The 19,750-nt window shown below is 42.5% G+C and carries 15 protein-coding genes and 1 pseudogene; 3 read left to right on the forward strand and 13 right to left on the reverse strand.

Annotated features, from left to right (window positions below):
• On the reverse strand, positions 1-87 hold an 87-nt coding region (locus B4K26_RS04880; protein WP_349681502.1), incomplete at its 3' end, for a transposase.
• A gap of 589 nt (positions 88-676) precedes the next feature.
• On the opposite strand from B4K26_RS04880, the gene B4K26_RS04885 reads away from it, so the two are divergent.
• Positions 677-1,111 carry an MCR_0457 family protein gene (locus B4K26_RS04885; protein WP_296243899.1) on the forward strand — a complete coding sequence of 145 codons (435 nt, stop codon included), beginning with the start codon at positions 677-679 and terminating at the stop codon, positions 1,109-1,111.
• A gap of 438 nt (positions 1,112-1,549) precedes the next feature.
• Complete coding sequence (locus tag B4K26_RS04890; RefSeq protein WP_296243900.1) at positions 1,550-2,716, forward strand: D-alanyl-D-alanine carboxypeptidase family protein; 1,167 nt, start codon at positions 1,550-1,552, stop codon at positions 2,714-2,716.
• A gap of 90 nt (positions 2,717-2,806) precedes the next feature.
• Here the strand turns inward: B4K26_RS04890 and B4K26_RS04895 are convergent, their stop codons facing one another.
• The 10 genes from B4K26_RS04895 to ndk form a co-directional block, all read right to left on the reverse strand.
• On the reverse strand, positions 2,807-4,765 hold the full coding sequence (locus tag B4K26_RS04895; RefSeq protein ID WP_296243901.1) for a sensor histidine kinase: 1,959 nt from the start codon (positions 4,763-4,765) through the stop codon (positions 2,807-2,809).
• Between the two features lie 232 nt (positions 4,766-4,997).
• On the reverse strand, positions 4,998-6,416 hold the full coding sequence (der, locus tag B4K26_RS04900; protein WP_296243902.1) for a ribosome biogenesis GTPase Der: 1,419 nt from the start codon (positions 6,414-6,416) through the stop codon (positions 4,998-5,000).
• A 425-nt stretch (positions 6,417-6,841) separates the two neighbouring features.
• Positions 6,842-8,050 carry an outer membrane protein assembly factor BamB gene (gene bamB, locus B4K26_RS04905; RefSeq protein ID WP_296243903.1) on the reverse strand — a complete coding sequence of 403 codons (1,209 nt, stop codon included), beginning with the start codon at positions 8,048-8,050 and terminating at the stop codon, positions 6,842-6,844.
• 241 nt (positions 8,051-8,291) lie between these two features.
• Complete coding sequence (locus B4K26_RS04910; protein ID WP_296243904.1) at positions 8,292-9,080, reverse strand: YfgM family protein; 789 nt, start codon at positions 9,078-9,080, stop codon at positions 8,292-8,294.
• Positions 9,081-9,135: 55 nt separating this feature from the next.
• Entirely contained in the window at positions 9,136-10,437 is a 1,302-nt protein-coding gene (gene hisS, locus B4K26_RS04915; RefSeq protein ID WP_296243905.1) for a histidine--tRNA ligase, read from the reverse strand.
• Positions 10,438-10,490: 53 nt separating this feature from the next.
• A complete protein-coding gene (gene ispG / locus B4K26_RS04920; protein ID WP_296243906.1) occupies positions 10,491-11,606 on the reverse strand; it encodes a flavodoxin-dependent (E)-4-hydroxy-3-methylbut-2-enyl-diphosphate synthase in 1,116 nt (371 codons plus the stop codon).
• 141 nt (positions 11,607-11,747) lie between these two features.
• Positions 11,748-12,566 carry a helix-turn-helix domain-containing protein gene (locus B4K26_RS04925; protein ID WP_296243907.1) on the reverse strand — a complete coding sequence of 273 codons (819 nt, stop codon included), beginning with the start codon at positions 12,564-12,566 and terminating at the stop codon, positions 11,748-11,750.
• A complete protein-coding gene (gene pilW / locus B4K26_RS04930) occupies positions 12,563-13,498 on the reverse strand; it encodes a type IV pilus biogenesis/stability protein PilW (RefSeq protein ID WP_296243908.1) in 936 nt (311 codons plus the stop codon). The genes B4K26_RS04925 and pilW overlap by 4 nt, the downstream gene beginning before the upstream one ends.
• 253 nt (positions 13,499-13,751) lie before the next feature.
• Positions 13,752-15,002 carry a 23S rRNA (adenine(2503)-C(2))-methyltransferase RlmN gene (gene rlmN / locus B4K26_RS04935; RefSeq protein WP_296243909.1) on the reverse strand — a complete coding sequence of 417 codons (1,251 nt, stop codon included), beginning with the start codon at positions 15,000-15,002 and terminating at the stop codon, positions 13,752-13,754.
• A 368-nt stretch (positions 15,003-15,370) separates the two neighbouring features.
• Complete coding sequence (gene ndk / locus B4K26_RS04940) at positions 15,371-15,802, reverse strand: nucleoside-diphosphate kinase (protein WP_296243910.1); 432 nt, start codon at positions 15,800-15,802, stop codon at positions 15,371-15,373.
• A 324-nt stretch (positions 15,803-16,126) separates the two neighbouring features.
• On the opposite strand from ndk, the gene B4K26_RS04945 reads away from it, so the two are divergent.
• Positions 16,127-17,434: an RNA-guided endonuclease InsQ/TnpB family protein gene (locus tag B4K26_RS04945; RefSeq protein ID WP_296243911.1), complete on the forward strand. Its 1,308-nt coding sequence runs from the start codon at positions 16,127-16,129 to the stop codon at positions 17,432-17,434.
• Positions 17,435-17,601: 167 nt separating this feature from the next.
• On the opposite strand, the pseudogene B4K26_RS04950 reads toward B4K26_RS04945, so the two are convergent.
• Together B4K26_RS04950 and B4K26_RS04955 are read right to left on the reverse strand one after the other, a co-directional pair.
• Positions 17,602-18,258, reverse strand: a pseudogene (locus B4K26_RS04950) (IS1595 family transposase).
• Positions 18,259-18,376: 118 nt separating this feature from the next.
• Positions 18,377-19,666: an adenylosuccinate synthase gene (locus B4K26_RS04955; protein WP_296243912.1), complete on the reverse strand. Its 1,290-nt coding sequence runs from the start codon at positions 19,664-19,666 to the stop codon at positions 18,377-18,379.
• Between the last annotated feature and the right edge of the window lie 84 nt (positions 19,667-19,750).

The raw sequence follows: 19,750 nt of genomic DNA on the forward strand, positions 1-19,750 counted from the left end.
ATCAAAAACTTGTCTGCGGTATTTAGTTACTAAAACTAGATGATAATTTAGCGAAAATACTGAATGATAATTAGTATCTAAAAGCATTTGATTACAAGACCTTCGTATAAATAGACTGAATTATTTATTTATCATATAATAATAATTATACAAGGTCAAACGCATTCATCCCACTACCTTAGAGGTAGGGGATTTCTGCGGTAAAATGTTAAAATTTTCATGGTTGCTCAATTCTGCTTGATACCGTTATTAATGACTGTCTGTCCACTTATCTACTTTCTTATCATAAAACAGCTATAATCATGCCTGCCGACACCAAGACAATGATTGTAGCGAATCAGATTTTGGGCGATTATACTCTAATAGCGTCTAGAGTCGAACCCAGTCTTTCGATTTTTCTGCTTTAATAATTGATTTTCTTAGCAATTTTTATGATGGTGATGAGTATTGTTTTGCATAAAATACAGCGCTGGGGTTACAGCGGACGACAAGGAATAACATTATCAATTGATACTTTTATATTGAGGTAACTTAGACCGATATAATGCTGATATGTTGCTGTAAACACGATCTGGCTCACAATATATCTACACATAAATCAATATTTTATGTGACTTTTGTTTTTTTACCAATTAACATAGCACCATCAAACAAAGATAAGCGAGTGTAATACTGAATGAAAAATCAATCGATATTATCTATAGCTTCTGTGATAGCAAAGACCGCATCAAAAGTTGGTCTTGCAGGACTGATAACGTCTATTGCTATGCTGTCTCAAGCGACCCAAGCTGCGTCCAATTCGACTACCATCCCACTAGATTTATCGGGTGTGAATATCACTAAGCACGAAATTGCAGTGATGCAAGTGCTATCAGAGATTTGCCCGCCGATGTTAAATGGCAAACAAAAACAGCGCTTTTATAAATCATATAACGTCCAGCTTCATGAGCTGATGCCGTCGTTAGAAGACCCAAAAGCAGCCATTCAATACTTGTCTACCCAGCAGGATTATCGTCAGATCTTACAGGGTATTCGCAGTTGGACAATGGGTTTTTCGAAGCAAGAAAACAGAGCCTTGTGTGAAGATTTGGCCAATGCTGAATACCATTAATCAGCTTAGATAAGGCAGTCGTTGTTTTTACAATAAAATCCAGCATCTAGTCGGCGTAAATAATCATCATTACTATTAACGATAATAAAATACTGGATATTTTTACGCTGTAGATATTGGATTTATCTAGAATAATCAGCTTGCTGTATCCTCCGCTCTAACGGACGCTACAGCAAGCTTTTTTGTGTTTGTTAAAAAAGTATCTATGACCTCATTTTTTAGTTAGGGCTGATTTTATTTTATTTATCATTTCCCCATCGGTCGGCATTTTGCTAAGATAAGGCGTTAATTTTATGTCCATCGCTCAGTCGTCAAGGCTTTCAGAAAAAATCTGTTCTGACGCTTAAATTTTCAGCGTTTTATGACAGATTAACCATGAGATTTGGCCTAAGATATCAGCGATAGATACATTTGGTTTATGATGCGGTGTAACAATCTATGACAGTAAAGCATGTGAAAAAACAGCTTGTACAGCTGGTAGTTGGCGTTAGTGTTTCTATGAGTGCAATGATGGCGAGCGCAGCCATTCAACCACCTGAAATGGACAATACCGCCTATGTATTAATGGACTATAACACGGGTGAAATACTGGCGCAGAAAAACGCCAATCAACCACTACCGCCGGCGTCTTTGACAAAAATGATGACCAGCTACATGATTGAGCAGCGCTTAGCATCAGGTGATCTCAAAGAAGACGAACAAGTATTGATGAGCGCAAATGCTTGGTGCCGTGGCAGTAGCAGCCAGTCATGTATGTATGTACCAGTCAATAAAACCGCCAGCGTTATCGATATGCTACGTGGCATTATCATTCAATCGGGTAACGATGCCTCAAAAGCCATGGCAGAACACATCGCTGGTAGCGACGCTTCATTTGCGACTTTGATGAATGAAGAAGCAGAAAAGATCGGTATGAAAAATACCCATTTTGTGAACGCGACGGGAATGCCTGATGAAGGCCACGAAGCGTCGGCTTTAGATATGGCAAAATTGGCTCGCGCTATTATTAAAAATAGCGGCAACTACTACGGTATTTACGCAGAAAAAGAGTTTACCTACAACGGCATCACTCAAGGAAACCGTAACGCCCTACTCGCTACCGACCCTACCGTTGATGGCCTAAAAACAGGCCACACGGACGCAGCAGGTTATTGCTTAGTAGCGTCAAGCAATCGTGACGATATGCGCCTTATCTCTGTCATCATGGGTACAAAAAGTCAGCAAGCCCGTGCCGATCAGTCACGCGAACTTCTAAATTGGGGTTTTGGTCACTTTACCACCGTAACTAAAGCACCTGCTGGACAGTTTGTGAGTAAGGTTCCTGTTTGGTTTGGCGAGGCAAAAGAAGTAGAGCTTGCGACCGGTGACAGTCTGAAAATTTTGACCAGCAAAACGCAAAAAAATAAAATCACTACCGTGGTTGATATCCCTGAAAGCTTAGAGGCACCCATCAAAAAAGGCCAAGAGATTGGCAAAATGATGGCGGTAATTGATGGTAAAGCAGTTGCCTCAGTGCCTGTTGTAGCCACGAGCGATATTGAACAATCAGGTTTTATGAGCCGTATCTGGCAACGTTTTACGCGCTGGGCACAAAATTTGTTTTAAACCTTTGATCCAATGACTGGTATTAAAAAGACGCCTTTTGATGGGCGTCTTTTTATTGGTCTACCTTTATGTTGATTAATATAGTTACTTTTAAGACCAAACCAGCCAACTTTTTAACAAATTACTAAGCGCTTTGTCTTCATAGTTGCCCACCTGACAGTAATCCACGCCAGCGCCTTTTAATCCATGCTCAAAACTGTCTAAATGAAGTGCTTGCTGCTGTGAATACCAGTACACCAATAAAGCTCGATGATCGGTCTCAGACACCCGAATACGCCCTGCTAAGGCTTCAGCTTTGCTTGGTAATACGTCTTCAGCAAACATCACCATGTCAACTTTTTTGTTGTTTACTTCATCAAGAACGAGCTGTTCATGTTGACAGCAAATGACCCGCGCCCCTAGTCGCTGTAACTCATCCGCCAAAGCGCCGCTATTTTGATAGTAATAATAAACAATGTCCAACCCAGTTAGCAAATATTGCTGACGAGATTGACGCTGGTTGGACAGCTGAAAGGTAACAATAAACTCAGTCCCTACCCCTAGCGTGCTACTGACCTCAATACTAGCACCCATCAGCTGCGCCATTTGCTTAACCACTGGCAAGCCAATCCCAGTACCTTCATACTGGCGAGTTTGCGATGAATCTACTTGGAAAAATGGATTGAAAATATCTTCTATAAAACTGCTATCAATACCGATTCCTGTATCTTTTATTCGAATCTGCCAACGATTGCTATAATCGAAATGGGTCAGCTGCGAAGTCAGGCTTACTTGACCGACTGGGGTAAACTTAATCGCGTTACTCAGCAGTATCGACAATATCTGCTGTATTTTTTCAGCATCGCCTTCAAGGCTATAATCGATATGATGAATATGATTGATTAACGCAAGACCTTTTTGTTGGGCAATAGGTTCAAACTCTGCCAACAGATCAGCAATTAATTGTAGCGGATTAAACTCACTAATTTGTAGGCTGATTTGTCCTTTTTGAATCTGATTAAGCTGGATAATTTGATTAAGCGCTAAGACCAATTTGTCACTACCATTATGAATAATATCAAGCGCGTCTTTTTGCTCATGGTTTAGATGCTCCTCATCTAACAGCTGTAAACCGCCTACAATAGCGTTCAGTGAGGTTTTTAGCTCATGGGTAATCATGCTTTGAAAATTATGTAGCTGCATATCAAGCGATAAATCTTTTTGATGCAACTGCTGCTCAAAAACTGCCAGCGCTTCATAATCCTGTTTCGACGCTTGTAGACGGTTAAATAAAGTTGTAAAAGCCTGTTTAATCTGTACCAATTCATCAAACTTAAAACGCTGCGGAATCACAGGTAGCTGCTCAAGTTCAGGGTTTTTAAGCACAATGTCACAGACTTCTGTGAGCGCGGCAATGTCCTTCGATGGCCAGGTCAATTTGCGCAGTATAAACAGCGCCCATACAATCGCCAATGCCGTCGTCATTAACCATAACCATAAATTGTTTTGCACCCAATCTGAGCGCAGCATTGCCACATTTAAGGTAATATTGATATAACCTACTAAAGTCGTATCAATATTATTAGCCATCGCTTCGCTAATCGAGTTTGATTCAGACTTAATGGCGGGCAAAGCCTTAAAACCTTGCTGATTACCATTTAGTCTATTACTGTCTATAGAGAGGGTACTATTACCATCGATATAATCGCCAACGACTGGATAATTGAAACTGACCGTATTGGCAAATAATGCATTCTTCCAATCGTCTTTTGATAGATTGTCATCTGACATAGGTTGAGAGGTGGTATAAAATAAAACACTTTCAATATTATGCTCATCTTCCAACAAAAAGCGCACTTGCTCAGCGACTACTTCATCGCCATCTACGCTCGCCGCACTAATCGTTAGCAAGTTCGCCAATTTCTGAATATGTTGACGTTCCTCTTTATAATGCTGCACCAACCCATAAACAAAAGACAACAAAAAACCAGCCAAGACAGCCAAAGTCATGGTCTGCACGACAGATTGCCAAATAAGCAACGGTAGGGTTTTTGGGGAGCGGTTGTTCATATAACTCAACTGAGTGAAGACAACTTTTGATTATAGTATAGATATTTTATAGAGAGAATAAGGGTAATGCGACATTTTAATGTAACTTAACACTGTATTAAATTAAAAAATGCCATGACAACTGCTATAGTCATCATGACAAATTAGATTACAGAAAAAACGACAGAAAAACAGCAAATGAAAGCGCCTTTATTTGCCAAAGCAATATAAAGACGTTCATCATCTCGCGAAATTAACGCTTTTTATCTTTGGTAGTAAATTTCTGCGCGCGATTTCGTTCACGTTGGCGTAGCTGCTGTGCCTTTGCTTTGGTTGGCGTGTCGCTTTTATTGGCATATGGATTGTCATTTTGCTTAAAAATGACATTGAGCGGTGTGCCTTCAAGCTTAAATACTTGACGGAATTGATTTTCAAGATAGCGCTGATAGCTTTTTGGTAGCGCAGATGTTTGGTTACCATGAATGACAATTACCGGTGGATTATGACCACCAATATGTGCAAAACGTAGCTTGATACGGCGACCAGCAACCGTTGGCGGCGGATTAGCCGTGACCGCGTCTTGTAAAATCTGCGTCAAACGGTTGGTTGATACCTCAAACATCGATGATTGATAAGCACGCAAGATAGAAGGGTATAAGTTACCCACCCCAGTACCATGTAGCGCTGAGATAAGATGCACTTTTACATAAGGAATAAAGTTAAAACGGCGATCCATCTCAATTTTGATATAGTTTTTTTGATCTGGCGTTAACCCATCCCACTTATTAATAGCCACTACTAATGCACGCCCAGCATCCAACGCATAACCAATCATATGTAAATCTTGATCGACGATGCCTTCGTGCGCGTCAATAACAATCACCGTCACGTTAGAATCTTCAATCGCTTGCAAGGTTTTGATGACCGAAAATTTTTCCACTTTTTCATCAATTTTACCACGGCGGCGAACTCCAGCCGTATCAATTAAGACGTAGTCTTTGCCATCGCGTTTATACGGAATATAAATACTATCTCGCGTTGTACCCGGCATATCAAATACCACAACACGGTCTTCACCCAATAAACGGTTAACCAGCGTTGATTTACCAACGTTTGGACGACCAATAATCGCAAGCTTTAACCCATTTGGCTCGACAATATTGTCTTGCGGCGGCATATCAGCAGTCAAAACTTCTAGCAAATTGCCGACACCGCGACCATGACTAGCGGCCATCGGATACGGCTCGCCCAATCCTAATGCATAAAACTCTGCAGGCGCAGCATCATGGACACCATCAACTTTATTGGCAACGACATAAACAGGCTTGCCAAGCGTGTGCAAAAACTTGCCAATCTCGGCATCGGCGCCAATCATACCAGCTCGCGCATCGACCACAAAGACGATAATGTCGGCTTCATGAATGGCGGTATGCGACTGCTCAGACATATAGTCATCAATATTGCCGCTGCCATCGTCCGCTTCACCAATACCGCCCGTGTCTACCACGATAAAAGATTTGTCTTCATAGGTCGCATCACCGTATTGACGGTCACGAGTCAGCCCTGATAAATCAGCAACCAATGCCTGCCGACTTTTAGTGAACTGGTTAAATAAGGTAGATTTACCGACGTTTGGACGACCAATTAAGGCGACCACAGGCTTGATACTCATGGGTTACTCTCAGTGAAAGACACAATAAAGTGTACAATGGCAGGCGGTGCGTTTACTCTTATATTAAGAATAATAGCGACACTCGACCGCAAATTTAAATAAAGGATAAAGATAAAGCGATGGTGAAGAACAGTAGGGTTTCTTAAACCAATCCGACGCTATAAATACTGGTTAAAATATTGCTCAAAGTACGAATAGCTCCAGCATTCAATCATAAAGACAACTGAATCATAATGACTTGTAGCATCAATGCCTACCACACATCGGTCGCATAGAGTACGCGAAAGCCACGATTTAAACAAGCAATTTACACAAGGCACGAAACGCTGACAAAGCAGCGTTTTTCTTAAGTTTATTATTAGTTTGCCTATTTAACGATGAGTATTCATATATACCCTGTTAAATAAGCAACCATTCATGAAAACTTAGCGGGCCAATTGCCAAATCGCCACTTGTCCTGAAGCACTTTGGGTCATTAACAGGCTACCTTGAACTTGCAAATTGGTCAAAGCGCCTTTGGTCTGGACACGACTGACGATTTTACCGCTCGCAGGGTCAAATAAATGCACCACCCCATCAAAATCGCCGACCGCAATATAACTGCCGATCATCACAGGATTGGTTAAATGACGATAAGCCAACTCTTCGCTTTCCCACAACACTTCACCAGTAGAGCGATTATAAGCAACCACTTTACCATCTAAGCTGGTGGCAACAACTTGTTGATTATTGACTACAAGCGATTTTAAACTGGCAAGCTCATTGACGAACATGACTTGACGCGATGCTAGATCAATACCAAGCAGCTGACCGCTATAACTGATGGCAAATAGCTGATTGTTATCAACGATGGGCATACCGTCGACATCGCTCATACGCTCGACTTCGCTACTTCCTGACCCAACGCCAACGCGGCGTGACCACTGCGGCAAGCCATTATCGATAGTGATGGCATGCAGGCGGCCGTCTGCCGTTGCTAATAATGCGGTTTTATCATCTAATAATGTCGGTGCAGCAGTACCGCGAACGCTGATAGGAGGTACTTGAGTGGCAAACTGCCAAACAGATTGACCATTTTGTAGCGATAGGCCATGTAAGAAACCATCATTAGCCGATAAAATCACCCGATTATTGCTGATTAACGCTGGCGTCAAAACCGTTCCGGTTAGTTGTTGCTTCCAGCGCTTGGCACCAGTCGCACTATCAAATGCCATCACCAAACCACTTCGAGTACTTACAATAGCTGTCTGACTCAAGGCATCTAATGCCACGCCGCCGGTAATTTGATCGTCAATATTCACCGACCATAGGCGTTGACCCTTACTATCAAAGCCTGTTAAATCACCACCGCGCGAGGCCGTGACGATTTGTGAGTTGGCATAGCCCACTTGCAGGCTAAGTGGATCTTTATTACTGGCTTTTTTGCTACCAACATCGGTACTAAAAACAGGCTGCAACACACTAATTGGCTGCGCAATTTGCACCAATTTTACAGGCTCATTAACGACTGGTTTGATACCTCGATTACATCCAACGACTGCGGTTGCCATCACTGCAATGACGGCGATATGCATGGCCGTCGTTTTGATGGTTTTAGCATTTATAGTTTTGTTAGAGCAAATAGCTTGAGTCATTATAGGTTCTCACTACCAATAAAGTAATCATGAATAAATTAGCCATCAGCAAGTAAGCGGTGAACAATAACAAGTATAATAAGCACTTATGATTGATACTACCTTTCCAACTTACTGCGCTACTTAGTTTGTAGGACAGTTTGTAAAACGGTTTGAGGTATTGCAAACTTTATTTCTTTATAAAACGTTAACTTTTTTGCTATTTTTTTAATATGGGGTTTTGGTATTTTTAAAGAACAGCTTATCCGCCCATGTCTACCGCATTTTCACTTTCTGCTACGACTGGCTGTGCAGGCATAGCAGGTTCTTGAATAAGATTTGCTTGCGGCTCAATAGGTTCAGGCACAATGCCAAGACTTTCCATTTTTAATGCCAATACTGCTCGTGTTTCTTGACGGCTACGTAACAATTCCCAAGCATTATTGTAAGATTTAATCGCCGCATCTTTATTGTCTTGCGCCAAATGGATATCACCCAACAGCTCTTGCTGACTTGCTTCAAACGAGCTTGGCATATCATTATTGGCTTCAGTTAAGGCCGCATCAGTATCGCCGGCTGCCAATAAAGTTTTTGCGTAACGCAATCGCGTAATCGCTTCTAGCCCTGCATCACCCAAGTCGATTGCTAAGGCTTTTTTAAAAGTCTCGCTCGCCCCTTTAAAATCATCGCTGTCGACTTGCTGACGCGCTTTAATCATCAGCGCCTGCCATGCATAAACAGAGTCACCGTGAGTGCTTACTAACGCATCAATATCTTTATCTAACTGTTTACGGCTCTCGGTCAGTGACGCTTGCGCCTCTGCTTCTAAGTCTGGGTTTTGTGACGATAGGCTGACTTCTTCATTTAAACGTTGAATATCGGCATAATGGTCGGCGGCCACCGTATCGACGCGCGCATGGTTATTCTGCCAATACGTCCAGCCGAAATAGGCTGCTAACGCCAATAAAATCGCAGTGACAATGTAGCTGCCATATTGCTGTAACGCTTGCATTGAATTGTCTGCATTTGGCGAATTGGGTGTCAGAGCCATATATTTTTACCTGATAAAATTGATATTAAATTGCTAACGCTAAAACCACAATCAACTACTGGCGAACGAAATTTCCTTTACTCGACAACCAATCCTGCGCGACTGTTTTTTGCTCACCCGTCTGCATGTCTTTAATGCTGATAGTATTATCATCGAGCTCTTGCTGCGCGATAATGACTGTCAATGCTGCACCCGACTTATCCGCTTTTTTCATTTGCGCTTTTAAGCTGGTTGCGCTCGCCATTTTTACGCGCAGGTCAGGACGGCTATAACGAAGCGCTTGCGCATAACTGATACCTGCACTATAAACTTCTGGATGGGCAACGACAAAAATATCGCAAGCGGGCAACTCTGCAATCGGTGACACAGCGTCGATAAGCAGCAATAAGCGTTCAAGACCCATGGCAAAACCAACGGCTGGCTCAGACTTCACAGGTTTATTTTGTCCTTTATCATCAGGAATACCGATAGATTTTAATTGCCCAACCAGACCGTCATAACGCCCACCCGCACAAACGGTCGCTTGGCTACCAAGCTTATCAGTGACCCATTCAAAAACCGTTTTATTATAATAATCAAGACCACGTACTAAATGCGGATTAATCTCAAACTCAATACCAAGTGCGGTTAGATACGCTTGCACTTGTTCAAAATGTGCTTTACTTTCCGCACCCAAAAACTCAGCAAGCTTTGGCGCCTCTGCCAATAGCGCTTGGGTACTCGCCTCTTTACTGTCTAAAATGCGTAATGGATTGGTCGTCAGGCGACGTTTGCTATCCTCATCTAGCTGATCTTTTTTATCGGTTAAATAGGCGACCAACGCTTCACGATAAGCATGGCGCTCATCAAGCTCACCCAAACTATTAAGCTCTAAGCGCATCTCGTCTTTTAAACCAAATGCTTGCCACATCAAATGCGTCATGGCAATCAGCTCGGCATCGGCATCGGGCAGCGCACTACCAAAACTTTCGACACCCAATTGATGAAACTGACGGTAGCGACCTTTTTGCGGACGCTCATAGCGAAACATCGGACCGATATACCAAAGTTTCGGCGTATCACCGCGCAGCAAATTGTGCTCGATGACCGCGCGAACTGCCCCTGCCGTACCTTCTGGGCGCAATGCTAGTGGCGTTGGCGGCTCAGACTTATCGGTAAAGCTATACATCTCTTTTTCGACGATATCGGTTGCGCCGCCAATAGCGCGCGCAAACAAGTCGGTTTGCTCAACGATAGGTAGACGAATATGCTCATAACCGTACCTGCCCAGCACATCTGCCAATATTGACTCTAAGTGCAGCCATTTTGCAGACTGGTCAGGCAAAATATCATTAAACCCTTTGATTGCTTTAATCATGGTACGGTCACATCCTTAAATTTTAACAAGCTATCTCTATTATTTGTTATGAATTATTTTACGCGAATGATTTCATTCTCACGTTTTTTTGCTAGGTCCTCGGCATGCGCACGAACCATGCCTTCGATTTCATCGACCAAATTATTGGTATCAATCAGATGGCTTTTTTCACCCATACGGTAAACCAATGACTTTGGTGCCGCACCGACAATACCAATGTCCGCCTCCTTTGCCTCACCTGGGCCATTGACTTTACAGCCAATCACCGACAAATTCATCGGTTCACGGATATCTTCTAGACGCGACTCTAATGCCGTCATCACTTTAATCACATCAAACTCTTGGCGCGAGCAGCTTGGGCAAGCGATAAAGTTAACACCATTTGAGCGAATATTGAGCGATTTTAAAATATCAAAGCCGATTTTAATCTCTTCTTCTGGCTCTGCAGCTAAGGAGATACGAATGGTATCGCCGATGCCGTCTAATAATAGACCGCCAAGTGCAATCGCAGATTTAACCGCACCAGTACGATAAACGCCTGCTTCAGTGACACCTAAATGTAGCGGATTATCAATTTGTGCTGAGATCAAGCGATACGCATCTAAAGTCAAAAACACGTTACTGGCTTTAACTGATACTTTGTATTGATCAAAATTTAAACGCTCTAATATATCAATGTGGCGCATGGCGGATTCAAGCATCGCCTCACCCGTTGGCTCGGTATATTTACGCTGAATGTCTTTTTCCAAAGAGCCTGCATTAACACCAATACGAATCGGAATATTGTAATCTTTGGCGCAAGCAACCACTTCGCGAACTTTGGCGTCGCTACCGATATTACCAGGGTTAATACGCAGACAATCCGCGCCAGCTGCCGCAACTGCTAAGGCGATTTTATGATCAAAATGCACGTCTGCGATAAGTGGTACGCTAACCCGCTTGCGAATCTCCGCAAAGGCTTTGACCGTGTCCATCGTTGGAGTCGACACGCGCATTAAATCTGCGCCAGCTTCGACGCAGCGCTCGATTTGAGCAACGGTCGCTTCTACATCGCAGGTGTCGGTATTGGTCATACTTTGCACACTAATCGGTGCATCGCCGCCGATTGCGACATCACCAACGTGTATTTTTTTGGTAAGACGACGGTTAATAGGCGCTGACGTTGACATAGACAAACCCTTTCATTGGAACAAATTGGAACAAATTAAAACTAAAATCTGGAAACCAACATTACTTTTTAACGCTAACAGCTCTTTAAGAAAAGTCATTTTAAGAAAAATCATTTTCTTAAGACTAATAGCTACTAAATATCAAGGCGCTAGCTCAAAACTGGCCTGCGTACCTGTGGCATAACTGTCTAGCGCCACTGCTTCTTGATTAAGCATTAAGCTGACATTTTTAATATTGTCAATTTGCACATTAAATGGCGGCATACCAGATAGTTTATAATCACCCGCGGTCTGAGAGCCATTCATTAAACTGCTTCCTGAGGCATCGGTAATCACCACAGCAGCGTCATCGGTCAGCTTAACGTCGAGCGTAGCGGCTGCTATACTTTCTTCACCGCCCAAATTAAGCGCCGAGCCAGAAGCACTGACGCCATTGCTATCGGTGTCAATCGCAGCACCTTGTGCTTGCTCTAGGGCTGAAATGTCTTCGCTGGTCGTTACTGGCTGCTCATTATTGTCTTTACTAGCATTAGTCACCATACGAAATAAAAAAATCGCTAAAATAATTACGCCAATGACCGCGATGATGAGCAAAGGATTAAAGCGAATGCGGTTGTGGGTATCGCGCTGCAACGTCCCCATCGGACGCAGTGGCGACTCAATATTATTAGTCGAGCGCGCTTTTAGCTCATTAGGATAAGCGGCATCAAAGCTACTCGCTATCTTTACGGGATCTAATCCCAGAAACTTGGCATAGTTAATCGCAAAACCTCGCGCAAACGCCGCTTGCGGTAAATCAACGAAATCTTCATTTTCGAGCGCTTGTAAATGGCGTTTTAAAATAAATAATTCGGCAGCGGCTTCTTCTAAACTGACTTGTTTGGTTTTGCGGGCTTGCTGCAACATAGCACCAAATGATCCCTGAGCGTTAGATTGAGTGTTTGATGATGGGGTGGTCATTTCCATGGTGCCTCTGGATTATTAAGCCAAATCTTAAGTTGTTTTGCTTCATCGCTTAGCGGATAAGCAGATAAAAGCTGCTGTGCCAATTGCTGGCGCGTCACTCTGTTATTTTGTGCCGCTGCAAGTTTGATGCCCTGTAATAGCAAACGCGGGCTAATACCCTGCCCTTGTACCAGTAGCAAGGTTTCATCATAAAGCGTTTGTGCTTGCTGCACACGCTGCTGCTCGAGTAATAAATCAACCAATTCAATGTGCGCAATCACACTGTTGCGATTGCCATCTAAAGCGCGTAAAAATGCTTTAGCCGCCGCTGGATGATCATTGAGCTGAAGGTAGGTACGCCCTAAATTCTCTAACGCACTAATCCGGCCCTCGTAGCCAAGCGCCGCCCCTGCAATCTCAAACTGCTCTGCCGCCTCTTTATAGCGCTTCATTTGCGACAAATAAACGCCATAGTTATTGTGCGCTTGATCAAAATCCTTATCCAGCATAATGGCTTTTTTGAAATATTGATCGGCTTTTGCAAGGTTAAGGCGACTGCCCTCTTGCTGCAACAAAATGCCCATCATATCATAGGCAGGCGCATAACGGCTATCGGCAGCAAAGGCTTTTTCAAGTTGACGCTGGGCCGTATCGAGCTCATTTTTGCGGATATATTGTGCCGCAAGTGACGTGCGAACGCGAGCAATTTCTTGCTGATCCAAATTGCGATTGTCGCTCGGTCGCGTCGACGTTTGGTAAGGGATATTGCCCGTCAAGTCTGTGGTCGTCGTACTTTGACAACCGCTTAATAATAAAGCAATGAGCGCACTTGCTAACAAAATAACTTTTGAGTCACGCTTTTGGGGGATACTAACAACTGATTGCTGCATCACCTGAGATAGTAAGGGTTGATATTTGAACTGACAAAGATTTTTAAAAGTCATCATAGCCGCCATCATAAAACTGTGGGTCAATGCGTTCGATCATCGAGGCATCAGTTTAATGGATTTAGCACCCATAAGTACAATTTAGTTGATATTAATTGTGCCGCTCTATGTGATTGATGCCCGTAACTACATTTTATTACCATTGTGAGATAAAAAAGACAGTTAAGCAATTCAATTCATTGCCTTACCTACTCACTTGCCAATCAGCAAAAGTTTAATCCTGACTTACTAACTTTGGACAATGAAAAAGGTATTAAATACTTTCTCGATCTTTAATACTTTGCTGCCACGCTGCGGAGCGTCGCGTTCTATCCGCCACTTGTCCGACCAATTGACCGCAAGCAGCATCAATATCATCACCGCGCGTTTGACGAATGGTACAAACAAAACCCGCTTGGCTTAAAATATCACTAAATGCATGAATGCGGTTATTGCTCGATTTATCATACGGCGCATGCGGGAATGGATTAAATGGAATCAGGTTAATCTTGCTTGGTAAATCCTTTAATAATGCCACCAATTGATGCGCGTGCTCATTGCTATCATTCACGCCATCAAGCATGACATATTCAATCGTCACGTGCTTTTTATGACGCGGATTGACATCATAAACATAGTTTTTGGCCGCAGCAATTAGTTCATCTAACGGGTATTTTTTATTAATCGGCACCAGCTCGTTACGTAGCTCATCGTTTGGCGCATGTAGTGAAATCGCTAATGCCACGTCGATATCTTGCGCCAATTGGTACATTTTTGGCACCACGCCTGAAGTCGATAGCGTCACGCGGCGCTTTGATAAACCATAAGCGTGATCGCTTAGCATCAGTTCCATCGAGCCAACGACTGGTTTATAATTTAATAACGGTTCACCCATTCCCATCATGACGACATTAGTGACGTTATTTTCCCATAAACTATGTTCGACGTTCTCCAAACTGTCATGTTCATCGCTCATATAAGAGGCATTCGCTACCCATAACTGACCAATGATTTCAGCCGCACTTAAATCACGCTCAAAACCCTGTTTACCCGTACTACAAAAGCTACAATCTAGTGCACAGCCGACTTGCGATGAGATACACAAGGTTTTACGACCATTTAGCTTACTGTCGTCGGCTGGAATCAGTACCGTCTCAACCAATGAGCCGCCTGTGACTTCAAACACCCATTTACGCGTGCCATCATCGCTATATTGACGATGAATTACCTTTGGCGGCGTAACACAAGCGTTGGCAGATAATTTATCACGCAAGGACTTGCTTAAATTAGTCATCTGCTCAAAATCTGTCACGCCATGTTGATAAATCCATTTAATGACCTGTGTCGCACGAAATGGCTTTTCGCCAATACTTTTAAAATAATCGGCCAATTGCGCTTGCGTCATGCCGAGTAGATTGGTTTTTGCTTGCGCTTCATCGACCAGCTTAATGCTCTTCGCAGGCTTTGTTGGATTTTTAGTAGTCTGTGCTGGGATATGTTGGACAGGGGTTTGAGAAGTGGACATAGTAGGTAACCTTTTTGCAGGCTTTTAGATAAATGCTGCAATTGTTGAGATGGGCGTTGCTAGACGGACTCAATTTATGAATGCATTGGCAATCCGTTATGAGCGTATTTTTTAACGATGTGTTTATGATACTTGGAATTTATAAAAACCTAATAAAAACATGCTGATAAGGGATTGATAATGCTCAGTAACACTAATAATGAGGCAAGTGCCTAGAAACTTCAATGCGTCATTTCGATGAATCGGAGCGAAACATCAAAATTTATAATAGCTAAAACGGCTTATACCTTAAGATATAAGCCGTCTTGCTACATTACTTATTAATAAGCACTATTATTGATATGAGTAGTTATTAATAAAAACTGCTATTAACGCGTACGGGAACAAACTTCATCTTCATTGAAGAAGTAGCTGATTTCACGGGCTGCTGAATCCGCTGAATCTGAACCATGGACGGCGTTTTCATCGATGCTGCTAGCGAAATCAGCACGGATAGTGCCTTCAGCAGCTTCTTTTGGATTAGTCGCGCCCATGATTTCACGGTGTTTAGCGATTGCATTTTCGCCTTCTAGTACTGATACCAATACTGGACCTGACATCATAAAAGATTTTAGATCGTTGTAAAATGGACGCTCAGCGTGCTCAGCGTAGAAACCACCTGCTTTTTCATCATCAAGTTGGAGCATTTTTGCTGCAACAATTTTTAGACCCGCTTTTTCGAAACGGTCGTAGATAGCGCCGATGTGGTTACCAGCAACAGCGTCAGGTTTGATGATAGATAAAGTGCGTTCGATAGCCATAAAAACTCCTAATAAATGAGGGATTGAAAAATTAAAATAAGAAATGAAATAGTAAAGGGATTATTTTATTTCTGACCACCATGTTGGCTGGTCCTTATTGAAATGACTCATGATTTATCAATATGAAAATATAAAGTCAAGCAAATGGATGCCAACACAGGATTGTTGCTTATCAAAACGTGAAAAAGGACTCCACCTGATGTTAGGGTGGAAGTGAATTTCGCCTAGCGCTTTGTTTATTATATCTTTACACAAATAATATATTGAAATAAATTATTATAAACTTTAGAGTTTATATTATATCAAAAAAAATGAATTGGCGTTATGAAAATCAACAAAGCGTATAAATTTAGGCTTGAGCCTAATGTAGAGCAGGAAATTATTCTAAATAATCTTGTCGGCTCTGCACGTTTTGTTTGGAATCAAATGCTAGCGATGTCGTTTGAAATGTTTGCTAAAAATGAATTTATTAGTGCCACCAACTTGGTTAATAAAATCATGGATATTAAAGCCAATCCTGCTTTTGATTTCTTAAAAACCCACGCCAATGCGGTGTCTTTACAACAAAAGGTTCGTGACTTAGCATCGGCTTGGTCGCGGTTTTTTGATCCTAAAACTCATGCAAGGCTCAAAGAAAACAAGAGAAAACCTAAAAAGCCTAAATTCTTTACATTGGCTGACGGCACAGAAATTCAACTACGCCCAATTATGCCACGCTTTAAGCGTAAATCAGATGGCCGCGACTCAATTCGCTTGGTTCAGTTTGATAAGTATTGCCGTGTTGAAGGCAAGCGCGTCAAACTACCAAACGGTGTTGGCTTTGTGAAGTTCAGAAAATCGCAAGACATTATCGGCACCATTAAAAACATCACCATCAGCAAAAAATCAGGGCGCTGGTACGTGTCGTTTGGATGCGAAAGTATATTATCGCAAAAACCAATTCACCCCTCGAAAAGCGCCATTGGCTTAGATATGGGTATTACTAAGCTACTTACCCTCTCAAATGGTGAGTACATCCAACCTAAGAACAGCTTTAAAACCAATCAAATCAAACTTGCTAAATTACAGCGCCGACTAAGTAAAAAGCTGCTGTTCAGCCAAAACTGGAAAAAGCAAAACCGTAAGATTCAAAAACTTCATCAGCACATCGCCGACATTCGCCATGACTACTTGCATAAAATCACTACCAGCATCAGCAAAAACCACGCCATGATTGTCTGTGAAGATTTAAAAGTCGCCAATATGTCGAAATCTGCAAGCGGATCGATGAAGAAAAAAGGCAGTCATGTCAAAGCCAAGTCAGGATTGAACAAATCTATCTTAGATCAAGGCTGGGGCATGATGGTTAATATGCTTGAGTACAAACAGCAATGGCAAAGTGGGTTGCTTATTAAAGTAAACCCACGCCACACCAGCCAAACCTGCTTTGAATGCAAGCATGTTGCAAAAGAGAATAGACAAACCCAAGCTAGGTTTGAGTGCGTCAAATGCACATATATTGCGAGCGCAGATGTTAATGCGGCTCGTAATATACTCGCGGCAGGACATGCCGTGTTGTCTGCGGAGGGAGGACGCGGTAAAGGTCGCCCTTTGAAACAGAAAACTTGTGACGGTCGTGAGAAAGTCGCCTAAGAGCTTATGCTTTTAGAATCCCGCACTTGAGCTTTGTGAAAGTATGGGAGTATGTCAATATAATGATTGAGGTTATAAATGATAGGGTTAATTTAGAAAATTGGCTTGCATAGAGCCAAAATTTGCCGCTCATTTAACAAATATTTAGGGGCTGTAGTAGATAAAGATTAAATATCACACCATTTTCTCAAGGTTTTAAGCTGATGAGACGGTGACCCATAGTTGAATCTAAACTCGCACTCTTTTAAAAATAGAGGGAAGTTCTTTTTACCAATCCCATTATATTTTCTGAGTGTTCGTTTAGACTGGTTCCAGAAGTTCTCAATGCCATTGATGTGATTGTTTTTACCGCAAGTGAACTCTTTAGAGTGATTGACTCTAAAATATTTAAACTCGCTCACATCTAATGCATTATAACTTCGATAGCTATCAGTATAAACAAAGCTGTCAGGCTTGATTTTACGCTTGATAACGGGCATTAGAGTGCTTTGTTTGGTGTCTACTACGACAATGGTATAAACCTTGCCATTTCGTTTTAGAATACCAAATACAGCGGTTTTACCAGCAGCCCCACGACCTCTTTTGCCTTTGCATACACTGCCAAAGTAACTTTCATCTAATTTGACTTACGCCTAAAAAAGCTCATCAGCTTCTAATGAGAGATGGTAATCTATAACAAGTCTTATTTTATGATAAAAAAGCGCGGCACTGTTAGGCTGGATATTGAGTAAATCTGCCGCTGTTCTAGCGGTTACTTCAGCCGTGAAAAACCCTAACAGTCGTCGCTGTACTTTTTTACTTAGTTTACAACGGGTTATCTTCATAAAAGTAGTCTAACATAGTGCTTATCTACTATAGCCCCAATATTTATGATTTGTTGCTACTAAAAAACCCCAATGCTAAGCACTAGGGTTTTGTCATTCAATCAAAGCCAGCTAATATTTACGCATCATACGGATCGCGTAATACAATCGTTTCTTCACGGTCAGGACCGGTTGAGATGATATCAACTGGGCAACCAATGAGCGCTTCGATACGTTTAATATATTTTTTAGCGTTTTCTGGTAGGTCATCATAGCTTGTGATACCAACGGTTGACTCACTCCAGCCTTGCATCGTCTCATACTTAGGCGTGACTGCTTCATAGAACTCTGCATCATGCGCGCCTGCACATTCTGTTTCAGGCAGGTTATAACCGACGCCGATGAGCAATTCTTCTAGACCGTCTAACACGTCAAGTTTGGTCAAGCAGATACCTGACATAGAATTTAGTACCACGGCACGGCGTAACGCTTCGGCATCGAACCAACCACAGCGGCGCGCGCGACCAGTGGTTGCACCAAACTCATGACCAACTTTGGCCAAATGTGCGCCAACATCATCAAACAATTCCGTTGGGAAAGGGCCACTGCCAACACGCGTGGTGTAAGCTTTGGTGATACCTAATACATAGTCTAAATACAATGGACCAATACCCGTACCAGTTGATACGCCGCCCGCGGTGACGCTTGAGCTGGTCACAAACGGATAAGTACCGTGATCGATATCAAGCAATGTACCTTGCGCACCTTCGAACATTAAGTTTTTGCCGGCAAGACGTAATTGGTTTAGGTCTTCGGTGACATCGGTAACCATACCTTTGATTTCTTCGCGCCACTCTTGGCAAAGCTTAAAGGTTTCATCAAAATCAATGGCGTCAACTTTATAATACTGCGTCAGTTGGAAGTTATGATATTCAATTAAGTTACGTAATTTCTCTTCTAAATCATCACGGAATAAGTCAGCAAGCTTAATCGCACGGCGCGCAACTTTGTCTTCATAAGCTGGTCCAATACCGCGACCTGTCGTACCAATTTTACCCGTGCCTCGCTTAGCTTCACGTGCTTGATCAAGCGCAACGTGATAAGGCATAATCAATGGACAGTTTGGTGAAATACGTAGACGCTCACGGACTGGCACATTCTTCTCTTCTAGGGCCTTCATCTCTTTTAGTAATGCGTCAGGTGCAAGCACCACGCCGTTACCGATAAAGCAGGTCACGCCTTCGCGCAAGATACCTGAAGGAATGAGATGTAGGATGGTGGTTTTACCATCGACAACTAGGGTGTGACCGGCATTATGCCCGCCTTGGAAACGTGCAACGGCTGAGGCTTTTTCGGTCAGTAAATCAACAATTTTACCTTTACCTTCATCGCCCCATTGGCTACCCAAAACTACGACATTCTTACCCATGATTAATCCTTACCTTTATGTATTGAGGTGTGTGCAATAACGGTTTAGAACTGAATTTACGCTAAAAAATATGGTTAGAAGACA

Origin of the sequence: Psychrobacter sp. UBA6766, assembly GCF_002453355.1 — a bacterium.
GTDB lineage: Bacteria > Pseudomonadota > Gammaproteobacteria > Pseudomonadales > Moraxellaceae > Psychrobacter.

What these genes read in the sequence shown, in the direction of transcription:
- B4K26_RS04885 (WP_296243899.1), top strand. Translation starts at nt 677, where the DNA reads ATGAAAAATCAATCGATATTATCTATAGCTTCTGTGATAGCAAAGACC.
- B4K26_RS04890 (WP_296243900.1), top strand. Translation starts at nt 1,550, where the DNA reads ATGACAGTAAAGCATGTGAAAAAACAGCTTGTACAGCTGGTAGTTGGC.
- B4K26_RS04895 (WP_296243901.1), bottom strand. Translation starts at nt 4,765, where the DNA reads ATGAACAACCGCTCCCCAAAAACCCTACCGTTGCTTATTTGGCAATCT.
- der (WP_296243902.1), bottom strand. Translation starts at nt 6,416, where the DNA reads ATGAGTATCAAGCCTGTGGTCGCCTTAATTGGTCGTCCAAACGTCGGT.
- bamB (WP_296243903.1), bottom strand. Translation starts at nt 8,050, where the DNA reads ATGACTCAAGCTATTTGCTCTAACAAAACTATAAATGCTAAAACCATC.
- B4K26_RS04910 (WP_296243904.1), bottom strand. Translation starts at nt 9,080, where the DNA reads ATGGCTCTGACACCCAATTCGCCAAATGCAGACAATTCAATGCAAGCG.
- hisS (WP_296243905.1), bottom strand. Translation starts at nt 10,437, where the DNA reads ATGATTAAAGCAATCAAAGGGTTTAATGATATTTTGCCTGACCAGTCT.
- ispG (WP_296243906.1), bottom strand. Translation starts at nt 11,606, where the DNA reads ATGTCAACGTCAGCGCCTATTAACCGTCGTCTTACCAAAAAAATACAC.
- B4K26_RS04925 (WP_296243907.1), bottom strand. Translation starts at nt 12,566, where the DNA reads ATGACCACCCCATCATCAAACACTCAATCTAACGCTCAGGGATCATTT.
- pilW (WP_296243908.1), bottom strand. Translation starts at nt 13,498, where the DNA reads ATGATGACTTTTAAAAATCTTTGTCAGTTCAAATATCAACCCTTACTA.
- rlmN (WP_296243909.1), bottom strand. Translation starts at nt 15,002, where the DNA reads ATGTCCACTTCTCAAACCCCTGTCCAACATATCCCAGCACAGACTACT.
- ndk (WP_296243910.1), bottom strand. Translation starts at nt 15,802, where the DNA reads ATGGCTATCGAACGCACTTTATCTATCATCAAACCTGACGCTGTTGCT.
- B4K26_RS04945 (WP_296243911.1), top strand. Translation starts at nt 16,127, where the DNA reads ATGAAAATCAACAAAGCGTATAAATTTAGGCTTGAGCCTAATGTAGAG.
- B4K26_RS04955 (WP_296243912.1), bottom strand. Translation starts at nt 19,666, where the DNA reads ATGGGTAAGAATGTCGTAGTTTTGGGTAGCCAATGGGGCGATGAAGGT.